This window comes from Methylococcales bacterium (genome assembly GCA_030949405.1).
Classification (GTDB): Bacteria; Pseudomonadota; Gammaproteobacteria; order Methylococcales; family Methylomonadaceae; genus WTBX01.
Genome location: JAUZSN010000002.1, coordinates 1176084 through 1189400, shown reverse-complemented (window position 1 = coordinate 1189400; position 13317 = coordinate 1176084). Strand labels below are relative to the sequence as shown.

25 protein-coding genes are annotated in these 13317 nt (G+C 40.3%); all 25 read right to left on the bottom strand.

Going from position 1 to position 13317, the window contains the following annotated elements; all coding sequences use genetic code 11:
* Window positions 1–7 precede the first annotated feature (7 nt).
* The 25 genes from rplO to rpsL are packed head-to-tail and all read right to left on the bottom strand — an operon-like array spanning window position 8 to window position 13291.
* Window positions 8–442, bottom strand: coding sequence for a 50S ribosomal protein L15 (gene rplO, locus Q9M50_06335; GenBank protein ID MDQ7090251.1), 435 nt, complete (start codon window positions 440–442; stop codon window positions 8–10).
* Window positions 442–627, bottom strand: a complete 186-nt coding sequence (gene rpmD / locus Q9M50_06330) for a 50S ribosomal protein L30 (GenBank protein ID MDQ7090250.1) — start codon at window positions 625–627, stop codon at window positions 442–444. Before rpmD ends, rplO begins: the two co-directional genes overlap by 1 nt.
* A 4-nt stretch (window positions 628–631) precedes the next feature.
* The gene (gene rpsE / locus Q9M50_06325) at window positions 632–1135 is read right to left on the bottom strand and encodes a 30S ribosomal protein S5 (GenBank protein ID MDQ7090249.1); all 504 of its coding nucleotides are present in this window, start codon (window positions 1133–1135) and stop codon (window positions 632–634) included.
* A gap of 9 nt (window positions 1136–1144) precedes the next feature.
* The gene (gene rplR / locus Q9M50_06320; protein MDQ7090248.1) at window positions 1145–1498 is read right to left on the bottom strand and encodes a 50S ribosomal protein L18; all 354 of its coding nucleotides are present in this window, start codon (window positions 1496–1498) and stop codon (window positions 1145–1147) included.
* 8 nt (window positions 1499–1506) lie between these two features.
* Window positions 1507–2040: a 50S ribosomal protein L6 gene (gene rplF / locus Q9M50_06315; GenBank protein MDQ7090247.1), complete on the bottom strand. Its 534-nt coding sequence runs from the start codon at window positions 2038–2040 to the stop codon at window positions 1507–1509.
* Between the two features lie 9 nt (window positions 2041–2049).
* The gene (rpsH, locus tag Q9M50_06310) at window positions 2050–2445 is read right to left on the bottom strand and encodes a 30S ribosomal protein S8 (GenBank protein ID MDQ7090246.1); all 396 of its coding nucleotides are present in this window, start codon (window positions 2443–2445) and stop codon (window positions 2050–2052) included.
* A gap of 31 nt (window positions 2446–2476) precedes the next feature.
* Window positions 2477–2782, bottom strand: coding sequence for a 30S ribosomal protein S14 (rpsN, locus tag Q9M50_06305; GenBank protein MDQ7090245.1), 306 nt, complete (start codon window positions 2780–2782; stop codon window positions 2477–2479).
* A 10-nt stretch (window positions 2783–2792) separates the two neighbouring features.
* A complete protein-coding gene (gene rplE, locus Q9M50_06300; GenBank protein ID MDQ7090244.1) occupies window positions 2793–3332 on the bottom strand; it encodes a 50S ribosomal protein L5 in 540 nt (179 codons plus the stop codon).
* An 11-nt stretch (window positions 3333–3343) separates the two neighbouring features.
* Window positions 3344–3661, bottom strand: a complete 318-nt coding sequence (gene rplX, locus Q9M50_06295) for a 50S ribosomal protein L24 (GenBank protein ID MDQ7090243.1) — start codon at window positions 3659–3661, stop codon at window positions 3344–3346.
* 14 nt (window positions 3662–3675) lie between these two features.
* Window positions 3676–4044, bottom strand: coding sequence for a 50S ribosomal protein L14 (gene rplN / locus Q9M50_06290; GenBank protein ID MDQ7090242.1), 369 nt, complete (start codon window positions 4042–4044; stop codon window positions 3676–3678).
* Window positions 4045–4087: 43 nt separating this feature from the next.
* Complete coding sequence (gene rpsQ / locus Q9M50_06285; GenBank protein MDQ7090241.1) at window positions 4088–4348, bottom strand: 30S ribosomal protein S17; 261 nt, start codon at window positions 4346–4348, stop codon at window positions 4088–4090.
* On the bottom strand, window positions 4345–4542 hold the full coding sequence (gene rpmC, locus Q9M50_06280) for a 50S ribosomal protein L29 (GenBank protein ID MDQ7090240.1): 198 nt from the start codon (window positions 4540–4542) through the stop codon (window positions 4345–4347). Before rpmC ends, rpsQ begins: the two co-directional genes overlap by 4 nt.
* Window positions 4542–4955, bottom strand: a complete 414-nt coding sequence (gene rplP, locus Q9M50_06275; GenBank protein ID MDQ7090239.1) for a 50S ribosomal protein L16 — start codon at window positions 4953–4955, stop codon at window positions 4542–4544. Before rplP ends, rpmC begins: the two co-directional genes overlap by 1 nt.
* A gap of 2 nt (window positions 4956–4957) precedes the next feature.
* Window positions 4958–5644, bottom strand: a complete 687-nt coding sequence (gene rpsC / locus Q9M50_06270; protein ID MDQ7090238.1) for a 30S ribosomal protein S3 — start codon at window positions 5642–5644, stop codon at window positions 4958–4960.
* A gap of 13 nt (window positions 5645–5657) precedes the next feature.
* Window positions 5658–5993 (bottom strand): 50S ribosomal protein L22, encoded by a 336-nt coding sequence (rplV, locus tag Q9M50_06265; GenBank protein ID MDQ7090237.1) that lies wholly within the window; start codon window positions 5991–5993, stop codon window positions 5658–5660.
* Between the two features lie 4 nt (window positions 5994–5997).
* Complete coding sequence (gene rpsS, locus Q9M50_06260; GenBank protein ID MDQ7090236.1) at window positions 5998–6270, bottom strand: 30S ribosomal protein S19; 273 nt, start codon at window positions 6268–6270, stop codon at window positions 5998–6000.
* A 10-nt stretch (window positions 6271–6280) separates the two neighbouring features.
* Window positions 6281–7108 carry a 50S ribosomal protein L2 gene (rplB, locus tag Q9M50_06255; GenBank protein MDQ7090235.1) on the bottom strand — a complete coding sequence of 276 codons (828 nt, stop codon included), beginning with the start codon at window positions 7106–7108 and terminating at the stop codon, window positions 6281–6283.
* Between the two features lie 36 nt (window positions 7109–7144).
* Entirely contained in the window at window positions 7145–7444 is a 300-nt protein-coding gene (rplW, locus tag Q9M50_06250) for a 50S ribosomal protein L23 (GenBank protein ID MDQ7090234.1), read from the bottom strand.
* Window positions 7441–8061, bottom strand: a complete 621-nt coding sequence (gene rplD / locus Q9M50_06245) for a 50S ribosomal protein L4 (protein ID MDQ7090233.1) — start codon at window positions 8059–8061, stop codon at window positions 7441–7443. The genes rplW and rplD overlap by 4 nt, the downstream gene beginning before the upstream one ends.
* A 2-nt stretch (window positions 8062–8063) precedes the next feature.
* Complete coding sequence (gene rplC, locus Q9M50_06240) at window positions 8064–8714, bottom strand: 50S ribosomal protein L3 (GenBank protein ID MDQ7090232.1); 651 nt, start codon at window positions 8712–8714, stop codon at window positions 8064–8066.
* A 30-nt stretch (window positions 8715–8744) separates the two neighbouring features.
* Complete coding sequence (rpsJ, locus tag Q9M50_06235; protein MDQ7090231.1) at window positions 8745–9056, bottom strand: 30S ribosomal protein S10; 312 nt, start codon at window positions 9054–9056, stop codon at window positions 8745–8747.
* A gap of 5 nt (window positions 9057–9061) precedes the next feature.
* On the bottom strand, window positions 9062–10282 hold the full coding sequence (tuf, locus tag Q9M50_06230; GenBank protein MDQ7090230.1) for an elongation factor Tu: 1221 nt from the start codon (window positions 10280–10282) through the stop codon (window positions 9062–9064).
* Window positions 10283–10311: 29 nt separating this feature from the next.
* A complete protein-coding gene (gene fusA, locus Q9M50_06225) occupies window positions 10312–12408 on the bottom strand; it encodes an elongation factor G (GenBank protein MDQ7090229.1) in 2097 nt (698 codons plus the stop codon).
* 23 nt (window positions 12409–12431) lie between these two features.
* Window positions 12432–12902 (bottom strand): 30S ribosomal protein S7, encoded by a 471-nt coding sequence (gene rpsG, locus Q9M50_06220; GenBank protein ID MDQ7090228.1) that lies wholly within the window; start codon window positions 12900–12902, stop codon window positions 12432–12434.
* Window positions 12903–12916: 14 nt separating this feature from the next.
* Window positions 12917–13291 (bottom strand): 30S ribosomal protein S12, encoded by a 375-nt coding sequence (rpsL, locus tag Q9M50_06215; protein ID MDQ7090227.1) that lies wholly within the window; start codon window positions 13289–13291, stop codon window positions 12917–12919.
* Between the last annotated feature and the right edge of the window lie 26 nt (window positions 13292–13317).

Sequence of the window (13317 nt, the reverse complement as noted above, 5' to 3'; positions counted from 1 at the left end):
CACTTAATTAAGCCTCTATTTTTCCGCCAGCGGCCTCAATAGCCGCCTTTGCACCTGTTGTTGCTTTAATCCCTTTAATCGTAACCGCTCTACTTACCTCACCCGACAGGATGATTTTAGCCGTTTTTGAAATTGCAGGAATTAAATTCGCATCAATCAAGGTTTTTAAATCAATAACATCGGCATCCACTAAGTTCAATTCATTTAATCTAACTTCCGCTGAGTATTTTTTACTACGAGAACTAAAACCTACTTTAGGAAGTCGACGCTGCAAAGGCATTTGTCCGCCTTCAAAGCCAACTTTATGAAAACCACCACTACGTGATTTTTGACCTTTATGTCCCCTACCGCAAGTTTTACCTAATGTAGAGCCAATACCACGACCGACTCGTTTAGATTTTTTTCGCGAACCCGCTGCTGGCTGAATGCTGTTTAAAAACATTAAATTTCCTCAACTTTAACCATATAGGCTATTTTATTAATCATTCCTCTATTTTCAGGGGTATCAATAACCTCTACTGTTTGATTAATTTTACGTAAACCCAACCCTATTAAGCAACCTTTATGGCTTGCTAAACGACCAATCTTACTTTTTGTCATAGTCACACTTAGTTTTTTATCTGCCATGTGCCTATCCTGTGACTTGATCAACGGTTAAACCACGTTTTGCAGCAATTTGTTTAGCATCACGCATATCAGTTAAGCCATCAATTGTTGCTCTTACAACATTAATAGGATTATTCGTACCAATACATTTTGCTAATACGTTATGCACGCCAACCACTTCAAATACAGCACGCATCGCACCACCAGCGATAATACCCGTACCTTCAGATGCGGGCTGCATATAAACTTTAGCTGCCCCTGTGCTTGCCATAATAGGATATTGTAAAGTGTCCCCTTTCAGGTGTACTTTACGCATATTCTTACGTGCTTGCTCTAACGATTTTTGAATCGCGATGGGAACTTCGCGAGCTTTGCTCACACCATATCCTATACGTCCCTCACCATCACCAACAACGGTTAGTGCTGTGAATCCAAAAACTCGACCACCTTTTACTACTTTTGCAACACGGCGTACAGAAACTAATTTTTCCTGTAAACCGTCAGAGCTGCCTTGAGATGCTGCTGCCATTATATTCCCCTAGAACTTCAATCCAGCTTCACGTGCAGCATCTGCTAATGCTTTTACACGACCATGATATTTAAAACCTGAACGATCAAATGCAACTTTAGTTACCCCTGCGGCAACTGCTTTTTGTGCAATAAACTTTCCAACTGCAATCGCTGCGTCCTTGTTACTTGTACTTTTGACTGATGCCTTAACATCGGCTTGAGTCGTTGAAGCACTAACAAGTGTTGTTTCGCCATCTTTACTTAAAACTTGCGCATAGATGTGCTGAGAAGTCTTATGAATAGTGAGCCTGTTTATATCTAATTTTTTGATTTTAGATCGTAACCTTAAGGCACGTTTTAATCGGGATGCTTTTTTGTCCATACTATAACCTACTTCTTCTTAGCTGCTTTTCTTGCAACATATTCATCCGTATAACGAACACCTTTACCTTTATAAGGCTCTGGTGGACGGTATGCCCTAATCTCTGCTGCAACCTGACCTACTTGCTGCTTATCCATCCCTTTAACAATAACTTCTGTTTGAGACGGGGCTTCAATTGTAATGCCTTCTGGCATTAGATAGGCCACTGGGTGTGAGAAACCTAAAGAAAGATTAAGCGATTTACCGCTTACCTGTGCTCTATAACCCACACCAACTAGTGTTAGTTTTTTTTCAAAACCTTTGGTAACGCCTTCAACCATATTGTTGATTCTAGCTCTTACTGTTCCAGCTTGAGCATTTGCGTTCTTAATCGCTTTGTTCCAGTCAACACTAATAACATTGTCATTAATTTCAACATTAACACAGCTTTTAACACCCAAAGACATTTGTCCCTTACTACCTTTAACGATTATGTTATCGCCTTCCAGCTTAACATCAACGTTGTTAGGAATTGTAATAGGAGCCTTCGCAATTCTTGACATACCAATCTCCTAACAAACAGTACAAATGACTTCACCACCATGACCGATAGCACGTGCTGCTCTATCTGTCATGACACCACTCGAAGTAGAAACAATCGCAACGCCCAATCCACCTAATACGTTAGGTAGTTCATCTTTAGATTTATAAACACGCAAACCTGGCTTACTAATTCTTTTTACTTTTTCAATCACAGGAGTACCATTGAAATATTTCAAATCAATAGTCAGTTCTGTATGACTACCTTTTGTTTCAGTGGAACACCCGAGAACATATCCTTCTTCTTTTAATACGTTTGCAATTGCAACTTTTAATTTAGAAGAAGGCATAGACACACTTTTTTTACCCGCAAACTGCCCGTTTCTAACACGGGTCAACATATCTGCTATAGGGTCTGTCATACTCATTTTATATTGTCTCCAAAAACCTTAACCAAGATTACCAGCTTGCTTTCCTTAACCCAGGAACATCACCGCGCATAGTCGCTTCTCTTAGTTTGTTACGACTAAGACCAAATTTACGATAATACCCATGAGGACGACCCGTTAGTTTACAACGGTTACGTAACCTTGCCGTACTTGAATCTCTAGGAAGCTTTTGAAGCTTAATATGAGCCTCTTCTTTATCTTCATAAGAAACATTAGGATCTCTAATAATTTCTTTTAAAGCCGCACGTTTCTCGGCATATTTTTGCACGAGTTGATCGCGTTTTTTTTCACGCGCAATCATTGATTTTTTTGCCATTTTTCGCCCTTTAGTTCTTAAATGGAAAATTAAAAAGCTTCAGCAACGCTAAGCCTTCTTTATTTGTTTTAGCTGTCGTCGTAATGGTAATATCCAAACCACGTAAGGTATCAATTTTATCATAATCAATTTCAGGAAAAATGATTTGTTCTTTAACACCCATTGAATAGTTACCACGACCATCAAAGCTTTTAGGGCTCATACCGCGGAAATCACGGATTCGAGGTATAGAAATACTGATTAAACGGTCTAAAAATTCATACATCCTATCATTGCGTAAAGTTACTTTACAACCGATAGGCATATCATCACGAATCTTAAAGCCCGCAATCGACTTTCTTGCTATTGTTACAATCGCCTTTTGACCTGCAATTTTTTCCATATCGGAAACTGCAGCCTGCAACACTTTTTTATCAGCAACGGCCCCACCAACACCCATATTCAGGGTAATTTTAGTTAGCTTTGGAGCTTCCATTACAGATTTATACCCAAACTGCTCTACTAAAGCAGGTAGGATTCTTTGTTTATATTCAGTTTTTAGTCTAGCCATGGTTGTTCTCCCTACGAATCAACAGTTTCGTTAGTTGATTTAAAATATCTGACCTTTTTTCCATCATCTAAAAACTTGATCCCTACTCGGTCGGCTTTTTGAGTTTCAGGATTATATAATCCAATATTTGAAATCGCAATAGGCATATCTTTTTCAATGATACCCCCCTGAACACCAGAGTTTGGGTTACCTTTTTGGTGTTTTTTTACACGATTAATACCGTCTACTAAAATTTTACCATGACTGAAAACTTTGGCAACTTTACCGCGTTTACCTTTATCTTTGCCAGCGCGAACAATAACTTCGTCACCTTTTTTTATTTTTTGCATCTTTAGTATCCCCCTTATAAAACTTCTGGAGCTAGAGAAATAATTTTCATAAATTTTTCCCCTCTTAACTCACGAGTAACAGGGCCAAAGATACGTGTACCCAGTGGTTGTAGTTGAGCATTTAAAATAACCGCAGCATTCCCGTCAAAACGAATGACAGAACCATCAGGTCTGCGAACCCCTTTACGGGTTCTTACGACTAAGGCATTATAAACCTCACCTTTTTTAACACGACCCCGCGGAATCGCATCTTTGACACTCACTTTGATGATATCGCCAATACCTGCATAACGTCGGTGTGAACCGCCTAATACTTTGATACACATGACCCTTTTTGCACCACTGTTATCAGCAACGTCAAGGTTAGTTTGCATCTGAATCATTATAAAATCCCAACTATCTCAATTAATTGTTTTATAAAAACGCTTACTTCGCGTTTTCGAGAACGTCAACCAGTCTAAAGGTTTTTCTTTTAGATATAGGACGACAGGAAGTAATCGTTACTGTATCACCCTCTTGGCACTTATTTTTTTCGTCATGAGCCAATAATTTCGTTGAACGTTTAATATATTTACCATAGACAGGATGTTTAATGATACGTTCGACTAAAACGGAAATTGTTTTATCCATTTTATTACTAACAACACGACCTGTCATTGTGCGTAATTTTTCTGTATTTTCACTCATGCTGATGCACTCGCCATTTCATTTAATATGGTATGAACACGTGCTATATCACGCCTTACCTTTTTAACCTGATCAGACTTTGTTAACTGACCCGAACCCTTTTGCATTCTTAAATTAAATTGCTCACGTGATAATTCAAGCAATAGAGTATTTAATTCTTCTTTCGTCTTTTGACGTAATTCACTAGCAATCATTACATTATCGTCCGCGCAGCAAAAGTAGTTTTAATCGGCAACTTAGCAGCTGCAAGTGCAAATGCCTCACGTGCCAATTCTTCAGGAACGCCCTGAATTTCATAAAGCATCGTACCCGGTTTAATTTGAGCAACCCAGTATTCGACACTTCCCTTCCCTTTACCCATACGAACCTCTAAAGGTTTTTTAGTAATTGGCTTATCAGGGAAAATTCTAATCCAAAGTTTACCGCCCCGTTTTACATGGCGAGTAATCGTTCTTCTAGCCGCTTCAATTTGACGGGCAGTTATTCTACCACGAGAAGTTGATTTTAAGCCAAACTCACCAAAACTAACCGAAGACCCACGCTGAGCCATACCGTTATTTCGACCTTTATGTTGCTTACGAAATTTTGTTCTTTTAGGCTGAAGCATGATTATTTCCTTTCAACAGTTTTTTTAGAACCTGCGCTATCTGAAACCAAATGCGCATCCGTATCAAAAACCTCACCCTTAAATATCCACACCTTAATGCCGATAATTCCGTAGGTTGTATTTGCTTCTGCCGTTCCGTAATCAATATCAGCACGTAACGTATGCAAAGGTACACGCCCTTCTCGATACCATTCACCTCGTGCAATTTCAGCCCCGTTTAAACGTCCACCCACATTAATTTTAATGCCTTCTGCGCCTAGACGCATGGTGTTAGTTACTGCACGCTTCATCGCACGACGATACATAATTCTTTTTTCAAGTTGCTGTGCAATACTTTCTGCAACTAACTTAGCATCTAACTCAGGCTTTCTAATTTCTTCAACATTCAGTTGAACCGAAACCCCCATCATTTTAGATACTTCACGTCTCAACTTATCAATATCTTCGCCTTTTTTGCCAATTACAATCCCAGGGCGTGCCGTGTGGATAGTAACATGTGCATTGCTAGCAGGACGATTAATTTGAATACGACTAACCGACGCATGTGCTAACTTAGTTTTGATATAATCACGAACCTTTAAATCCTGTAACAAAAATACGGGATAATTCTGGCTATTTGCGTACCATCTTGATGTCCAATCCTTAACAATTCCAAGACGTATACCCGTTGGATGTACCTTTTGACCCATTTTATATAGTCCTCTACTCGTATTCTGCTACTTTGACGGTAATATGACAGCTTCTTTTTAGGATATGATTCGCACGTCCCTTTGCTCTGGCTCGAACACGTTTCAGCGTTCGACCTTCATTAACAAATACAGTAGAGACGACTAACTCGTCAATATCAGCACTTTCATTGTGCTCTGCATTTGCAATGGCTGACTCTAAAACTTTTTTCATAATACCCGCCGCCTTTTTAGAGCTGAATTTTAAAATATTCAACGCTTTCTCGACAGGTAAACCCCGGATTTGATCACCGACTAATCGTGCTTTTTGAGCCGACAGTGGCGCATTAGATAATTTTGCTGAAATTTCCATAACCCTACCTAGATTTCTTATCGGCCAAATGACCTCTATAGGTACGCGTCGGTGCAAACTCACCCAACTTATGTCCTACCATATTTTCAGAAATAAGCACAGGAACATGTTGGCGACCATTATGTACAGCAATAGTTAAACCCAACATATCAGGACTAACCATGGATCTTCTCGACCAAGTTTTAATTGGTTTCCTATTATTACTACTGACCGCAGTCTCTACTTTTTTTTGTAGATGATGGTCAATAAATGGACCTTTTTTAATTGAACGTGGCACACTTTACCCCTTATTTTTGCTTACGTCGTCTGACAATCATACCATCAGTCCGTTTGTTTTTACGCGTTTTATACCCTTTAGTAGGTACACCCCATGGCGAAACAGGATGTCTCCCCCCTGATGTTCGGCCTTCACCACCCCCATGTGGGTGATCAACAGGGTTCATGGCAACACCTCGAACCGTTGGGCGGACACCTTTGCGACGTTTTGCACCCGCTGTCCCTAAAGAAATCAGGTTGTGTTCAGAATTTGAAACTTCGCCAATAACAGCTTTACAGTCTCCCATAACTTTACGCATTTCACCCGAACGCAAACGTAAAGTAACATACATTCCTTCTTTTGCAACTAACTGCGCTGATGTCCCTGCACTTCTTGCCATTTGCGCACCTTTACCAGGCTTCAGTTCAACACAATGAACTGTGACCCCTAAAGGCATATTGCGTAATGGCATACAGTTTCCAGCTTTTACAGCGGCAACTTCAGAAGAAATAATTTCTTGACCTACCGCTAATTCTTTAGGCGCAATAATATATTTACGCTCACCGTCTTTAAACAACAATAATGCGATATTTGCTGTTCTATTAGGATCATATTCCAAATGCTCAACAATAGCAGGAATATCAATTTTATTGCGTTTGAAATCAATAATACGGTAGTGCTGCTTATGCCCACCGCCTATATGACGTGTTGTAATACGTCCTTGATTATTCCTACCACCGTTTCTACTTTGTTTCTCTAGTAGCGGTGCAAATGGCTTGCCTTTATGCAACTCATCATTTTTTACACGTACTACAAACCGCATCCCAGGAGATGTTGGTTTTGATTTTAGAATAGCCATGCTATCTACCGTTCCTATTGATCTTATTTTTAATTATCAAGCGGTTACAAATTCTATATCGTGACCAGGTTTAAGCTTAACATATGCTTTTTTCCAATCTGACCGCTTACCTAATGCTCGCCCGAAACGCTTAACCTTTCCTTTAACATTAAGCACTTGAACCGAGTCAACCTTCACATCAAACATCAATTCAACTGATTTTTTAATTTGATGTTTAGTTGCTGATTTTTGAACTTTAAAAACAATACGTGACTGTTCTTCTGCTGCCACTGAACTTTTCTCAGAAATAACAGGGCCTAGCAATACACTCGCTATTTTGCTTTCTGCAATACTCATGCTAAACGTTCCTCAATTTTCTTCAACGCGACAACGGTTGCAATAACTTTATCCGCACCAACCAAGGCAACAGGGTTAACACTCTCCGCCGTTACAATGTTAACGTAAGGAATATTCCTCGAAGCCAACACCAAGTTTTCATCCAAAGATTCAGCAATAATCAAAATACGTTTAACACCCGTCTCTGCTAATTTTTTTGCAAATTCTTTAGTTTTCACACTTGTTGGTAAAATATCGTTACTAACAACCAAACGTTCTTGTCTTAATAACTCAGAAAATATAGAGCGAATACCCACCTTATACATCTTTTTATTAATTTTTTGATCAAAAGAACGAGGTTGCGCTGCAAAAGTAACGCCACCTGAACGCCAGATAGGACTTGACATTGTACCAGCTCGCGCTCGTCCTGTCCCCTTTTGTCGCCAAGGCTTGCTTCCACCCCCACTGACTGCCGCACGATTTTTTTGTGCTTTTGTTCCAGCACGCGCCGCCGCTTGGTACTTTGTAACTAATTGATGAACCAATGTTTCATTAAATTTTTGACCGAATATAGTTTCAGTAACATCAACTGAACCTGCCGAGTCTTGACTATTTAATGCGGGTATCTGTAATGTCATAACTAACCCCTACTTTCTTTTTTTACTGCGGCTGTAATGATAACATCTCCACCTTTAGAGCCAGGTACAGAACCTTTCACTAAAATCAGGTTTTTTTCTTCATCAACAGAATGAATTGTCAGATTTTGAACGGTTGTTTTAACAGCGCCTAAATGCCCTGCCATTTTTTTACCTTTAAAAACCCGCCCTGGTGTTTGACATTGACCAATAGACCCAGGCGCTCTATGAGAAATAGAGTTACCATGCGTTGCATCCTGCATTTGGAAGTTATGTCGTTTAACACCCCCTGCAAATCCTTTACCGATACTCGTTCCACGAACATCAACAAATTGCCCATTAGTAAATATATTCAACGCCAGCTCTGAACCTGCTATTAAATCTTCACCCTCACCATCCTCTAACCTAAATTCAATTAAAGAACGACCCGCAGTTACATTGGCAGCGGCATAATGCCCTGCCATTGCTTTATTAACTTTTGAAGATTTTTTATCACCAACAGCAATCTGAATCGCACGGTAACCATCACTATCGACACTTTTTACTTGAGTTACTCTATTTGAGTTTATTTCAAGAACAGTGACGGGCGTAGATGAACCATCTTCATTAAAAACTCGGGTCATACCACACTTACGACCAATAAGACCTATTGACATCTGCCAATTCCTCTATTTAACTTTAAACGCTCAATTGAGCTTAATTTGAACATCAACCCCTGCTGCCAGATCTAACTTCATCAAGGCATCAACAGTTTTTTCACTAGGATCAACAATATCAAGTAACCGTTTGTAGGTTCTTAATTCATATTGATCACGCGCATCTTTATTCACATGAGGTGAAATCAAAATAGTAAAACGTTCTTTTTTAGTCGGTAATGGAATAGGCCCTTTTACTTGAACACCTGTTCTTTTTGCCGTTTCTACTATTTCACTTGCTGATTGATCAATTAACTTATGATCAAATGCTTTTAAACGAATCCGAAGAGTTTGATTAGCCATGTTGATTACTCGATTATTTTAGCAACAACGCCCGCACCAACAGTACGACCGCCTTCTCGAACTGCAAAACGCAACCCATCTTCCATTGCAATCGGTGCAATCAAAGTCACAACAACGGTTACATTATCACCAGGCATTACCATTTCAACGTCTTTTTGAAGTTCAACAGCCCCTGTAACATCTGTTGTTCTAAAATAAAATTGAGGACGATAGCCATTAAAGAACGGTGTATGACGACCGCCTTCATCTTTTGACAGAACATAAATTTCCGCATCAAATACCGTATGAGGATTAATAGATCCCACATGAGCTAATACTTGACCACGCTCAACGTCTTCACGCTTAGTGCCTCGTAATAAAATACCGACGTTATCGCCCGCTTCACCTTGATCCAACAACTTGCGAAACATTTCTACGCCAGTACATGTTGTTTTAACGGTTTCTTTAATTCCTACAATTTCAATTTCTTCGCCAACTTTAATAACGCCACGTTCAATACGCCCCGTTACGACCGTACCACGACCTGAAATAGAAAATACATCTTCAATAGGAAGTAAAAACGCCCCTTCAATAGCACGCTCAGGTTCTGGAATATAAGTATCCAAAGCTTCAACGAGCTTCACAATCGCAGGAACACCGACTTCACTATCATCACCTTCCAGTGCTTTTAATGCAGAACCCACAATAATAGGCGTATCATCACCTGGAAATTCATAAGCATCTAATAGCTCACGCAATTCCATTTCTACTAGCTCAAGCATTTCTTCATATTCTTCAGTCCCTAAACCACCACAATCTTCTGCAAGCAAATCTGCTTTATTTAAGAAAACGACGATATAAGGTACGCCTACTTGGCGTGATAATAAGATATGCTCACGCGTTTGCGGCATCGGCCCATCTGTTGCACCGCAGACTAAGATAGCGCCATCCATTTGCGCCGCCCCTGTGATCATGTTTTTAACATAATCAGCATGACCTGGACAATCAACGTGCGCATAATGACGAACAGCTGATTCATATTCTACATGAGACGTTGCGATAGTAATACCACGCTCACGCTCTTCAGGTGCATTATCAATTTGGTCAAAGGCTTTAACTTCACCACCTTGAATTTCAGCCATTACTTTTGTTAAAGCAGCTGTTAAAGTTGTTTTACCATGGTCAACATGACCAATTGTGCCTACATTTACATGCGGCTTATTACGTTCAAATTTTTCTTTAGCCATGATCCAGTACCCTTAAACTTAAATCTATTTTATGAAACTCTTTTAATGATTGCTTCTGCTATATTTGCAGAAGCCTCACTGTATTTTTCGAACTGCATACTATAGGTAGCACGACCCTGCGTTGCAGAACGCAAATCAGTCGCATAACCAAACATTTCTGCCAACGGTACTTCGCAGTCTATCATTTTACCCGCTGGAGAATCTTCCATTCCTTGAATTATACCGCGACGCCTATTAATATCGCCTACGACGCTCCCCATATATTCCTCGGGGGTTACTATTTCTACTTTCATGATCGGTTCCAATAAAGCGGGCAATGCTTCTTTTGCACCGTCTTTAAAGGCTATGGCCCCTGCAATTTTAAAGGCCATTTCATTTGAATCAACATCATGATAGGAACCATCAAACAGACTTACTTTTACATCAACAACAGGGAAACCCGCTATAACGCCATTTTCCATTTGCTCCTGCACACCCTTGTCTACAGAGGTAATGTACTCTTTGGGAACAGCCCCCCCTACAATCTCATTTATAAACTCATATCCTTCACCGACACCCAACGGTTCAATTCGCAACCAAACATGACCATACTGTCCACGCCCACCTGATTGCCTAATGAATTTACCTTCAATTTCTGTTCGTTGCCGAATCGTTTCTCTATAGGATACTTGGGGCGCACCTACATTCGATTTCACATCAAATTCCCGTTGCATTCTATCAACGATAATATCTAAATGAAGCTCACCCATCCCTGAAATTATTGTTTGCCCTGATTCTTCATCACTACGTACGTGAAAAGAAGGGTCTTCTTGAGCCAGCTTGCCTAAAGCAATGCCCATTTTTTCTTGATCACTTTGTGTTCTAGGTTCAACTGCAACTGAAATCACTGGCTCTGGAAACTCCATTCGTTCCAAAACAATAGGCGACTCTAAATCACATAAGGTATCGCCTGTAATGACACTTTTCAACCCGACGGCTGCCGCAATATCACCCGCCCGAACTTCTTTTATTTCTTCTCGGCTATTTGCATGCATCTGTACAATTCGACCAACGCGCTCTTTTTTTTCTTTTACCGCATTATAAACACTATCACCTGTACGCATAATGCCCGAATAAACGCGAAAAAACGTTAACGTCCCTACAAAGGAATCCGTTGCAATTTTAAAGGCTAACGCAGAAAAAGGTTCATCATCATTAGCAACTCGCATCACTTCCGTTTCGCCTTCACCGACAACCCCATTAATTGCTGCAACGTCAGTAGGAGCGGGCATATAATCAACTAAAGCATCGAGTATTGACTGAACTCCTTTATTCTTAAAGGCTGACCCACAAAAAGCAGGAACAATCTTATTGGCAATCGTTTGAATCCTAATCCCTTGTTTAATCTCTTCATTTGAAAGCCATCCTTCTTCCAAATATTTTTCCATTAATTCATCATTGGCTTCAGCCGCAGCTTCTACCATAAACTCGCGCCATTCCTCGGCAAGCTCTTGCATATCACTAGGGATTTCCTTTTCTTCAAAGGCCACACCCATGTTTTCTTCTTCCCAGTAGATCGCTTTCATTTTAACAAGGTCAATAACCCCCTTAAAACTATCTTCTGCCCCGATAGCAAGCTGCATAGGGATAGCAACACTTCCTAAACGTGCTTTTATCTGCGCGACAACACGTAAAAAATCCGCACCAGCCCGATCCATTTTGTTCACAAAAACAATTCTAGGAACATTATATTTATTAGCTTGTCGCCAAACCGTTTCTGACTGAGGTTCGACCCCGCCTACCGCACAAAAAACAGCGCAGGCCCCATCCAGAATCCTTAAAGATCGTTCAACTTCAATCGTAAAATCAACATGCCCTGGCGTATCAATAATATTAATACGATACCGAGGATATTGACCAGACATCCCTTTCCAAAAACAGGTCGTTGCCGCAGAGGTAATCGTAATCCCCCGCTCCTGCTCTTGCTCCATCCAATCCATGGTAGCCGCACCGTCATGCACTTCACCTATCTTATGAGACACCCCTGTATAATACAAGATACGCTCTGTTGTCGTGGTCTTACCCGCATCAATATGCGCCATAATCCCAATATTACGATAACGCTCAATAGGGGTTTCACGAGCCACGACTTAGACCTTTTATTAGACTATTACCAACGATAATGAGAGAATGCCTTATTAGCTTCTGCCATTCTATGCGTATCTTCACGTTTTTTAGCGGCTGACCCGCGACTTTCAAACGCATCCAATAATTCACCCGCTAATTTAGCAGGCATATTTTTTTCATTTCTATTACGTGCCGCATCAATTAACCAACGCATTGCTAAAGTAATACGTCGAGAAGGACGCACTTCAACAGGCACTTGATAGGTTGCACCACCCACACGACGAGACTTGACTTCCACTCTTGGCTGAACATTCTCTAACGCCTTAGATAAAACTTCTAAGGAGTCTTCGTGACCTTTACTTTCAATTGTTTCCAAAGCTCCGTAAACAATTTTTTCAGCAACTGACTTCTTGCCATCAACCATAATCATATTCATAAATTTGGTTAGCATTTCACTACCAAATTTAGGATCAGGAATGACATCTCTTTTTGCTGCAATTCTTCTTCTAGACATTTATCTCACCAGCCTTAGCTTTTAGGTCGCTTAGTTCCATATTTAGAACGTCCACATTTTCTACCGTCAACACCTGACGTATCAAGACTACCACGCACAACATGATAACGTACACCAGGCAAATCCTTTACCCTGCCGCCTCTAATTAAAACAACCGAATGTTCTTGAAGATTATGTCCCTCACCTCCAATATAACTACTAACTTCCTGTCCATTAGTTAATCGAACCCTTGCAACTTTACGTAACGCTGAATTAGGTTTCTTAGGTGTTGTTGTATACACACGTGTACACACGCCTCTTCGCTGAGGACAAGCTTCTAACGCGGGAACATTACTTTTTTCTATTTTCTTAGCACGAGGCTTACGAACCAATTGATTGATCGTGGCCATATTTTTTAACTCCGATATACAAATTA

Coding starts and splice junctions, on each gene's coding strand:
- rplO (MDQ7090251.1), bottom strand. CDS start 442: ATGTTTTTAAACAGCATTCAGCCAGCAGCGGGTTCGCGAAAAAAATCT.
- rpmD (MDQ7090250.1), bottom strand. CDS start 627: ATGGCAGATAAAAAACTAAGTGTGACTATGACAAAAAGTAAGATTGGT.
- rpsE (MDQ7090249.1), bottom strand. CDS start 1,135: ATGGCAGCAGCATCTCAAGGCAGCTCTGACGGTTTACAGGAAAAATTA.
- rplR (MDQ7090248.1), bottom strand. CDS start 1,498: ATGGACAAAAAAGCATCCCGATTAAAACGTGCCTTAAGGTTACGATCT.
- rplF (MDQ7090247.1), bottom strand. CDS start 2,040: ATGTCAAGAATTGCGAAGGCTCCTATTACAATTCCTAACAACGTTGAT.
- rpsH (MDQ7090246.1), bottom strand. CDS start 2,445: ATGAGTATGACAGACCCTATAGCAGATATGTTGACCCGTGTTAGAAAC.
- rpsN (MDQ7090245.1), bottom strand. CDS start 2,782: ATGGCAAAAAAATCAATGATTGCGCGTGAAAAAAAACGCGATCAACTC.
- rplE (MDQ7090244.1), bottom strand. CDS start 3,332: ATGGCTAGACTAAAAACTGAATATAAACAAAGAATCCTACCTGCTTTA.
- rplX (MDQ7090243.1), bottom strand. CDS start 3,661: ATGCAAAAAATAAAAAAAGGTGACGAAGTTATTGTTCGCGCTGGCAAA.
- rplN (MDQ7090242.1), bottom strand. CDS start 4,044: ATGATTCAGATGCAAACTAACCTTGACGTTGCTGATAACAGTGGTGCA.
- rpsQ (MDQ7090241.1), bottom strand. CDS start 4,348: ATGAGTGAAAATACAGAAAAATTACGCACAATGACAGGTCGTGTTGTT.
- rpmC (MDQ7090240.1), bottom strand. CDS start 4,542: ATGATTGCTAGTGAATTACGTCAAAAGACGAAAGAAGAATTAAATACT.
- rplP (MDQ7090239.1), bottom strand. CDS start 4,955: ATGCTTCAGCCTAAAAGAACAAAATTTCGTAAGCAACATAAAGGTCGA.
- rpsC (MDQ7090238.1), bottom strand. CDS start 5,644: ATGGGTCAAAAGGTACATCCAACGGGTATACGTCTTGGAATTGTTAAG.
- rplV (MDQ7090237.1), bottom strand. CDS start 5,993: ATGGAAATTTCAGCAAAATTATCTAATGCGCCACTGTCGGCTCAAAAA.
- rplB (MDQ7090235.1), bottom strand. CDS start 7,108: ATGGCTATTCTAAAATCAAAACCAACATCTCCTGGGATGCGGTTTGTA.
- rplW (MDQ7090234.1), bottom strand. CDS start 7,444: ATGAGTATTGCAGAAAGCAAAATAGCGAGTGTATTGCTAGGCCCTGTT.
- rplD (MDQ7090233.1), bottom strand. CDS start 8,061: ATGACATTACAGATACCCGCATTAAATAGTCAAGACTCGGCAGGTTCA.
- rplC (MDQ7090232.1), bottom strand. CDS start 8,714: ATGTCAATAGGTCTTATTGGTCGTAAGTGTGGTATGACCCGAGTTTTT.
- rpsJ (MDQ7090231.1), bottom strand. CDS start 9,056: ATGGCTAATCAAACTCTTCGGATTCGTTTAAAAGCATTTGATCATAAG.
- tuf (MDQ7090230.1), bottom strand. CDS start 10,282: ATGGCTAAAGAAAAATTTGAACGTAATAAGCCGCATGTAAATGTAGGC.
- rpsG (MDQ7090228.1), bottom strand. CDS start 12,902: ATGTCTAGAAGAAGAATTGCAGCAAAAAGAGATGTCATTCCTGATCCT.
- rpsL (MDQ7090227.1), bottom strand. CDS start 13,291: ATGGCCACGATCAATCAATTGGTTCGTAAGCCTCGTGCTAAGAAAATA.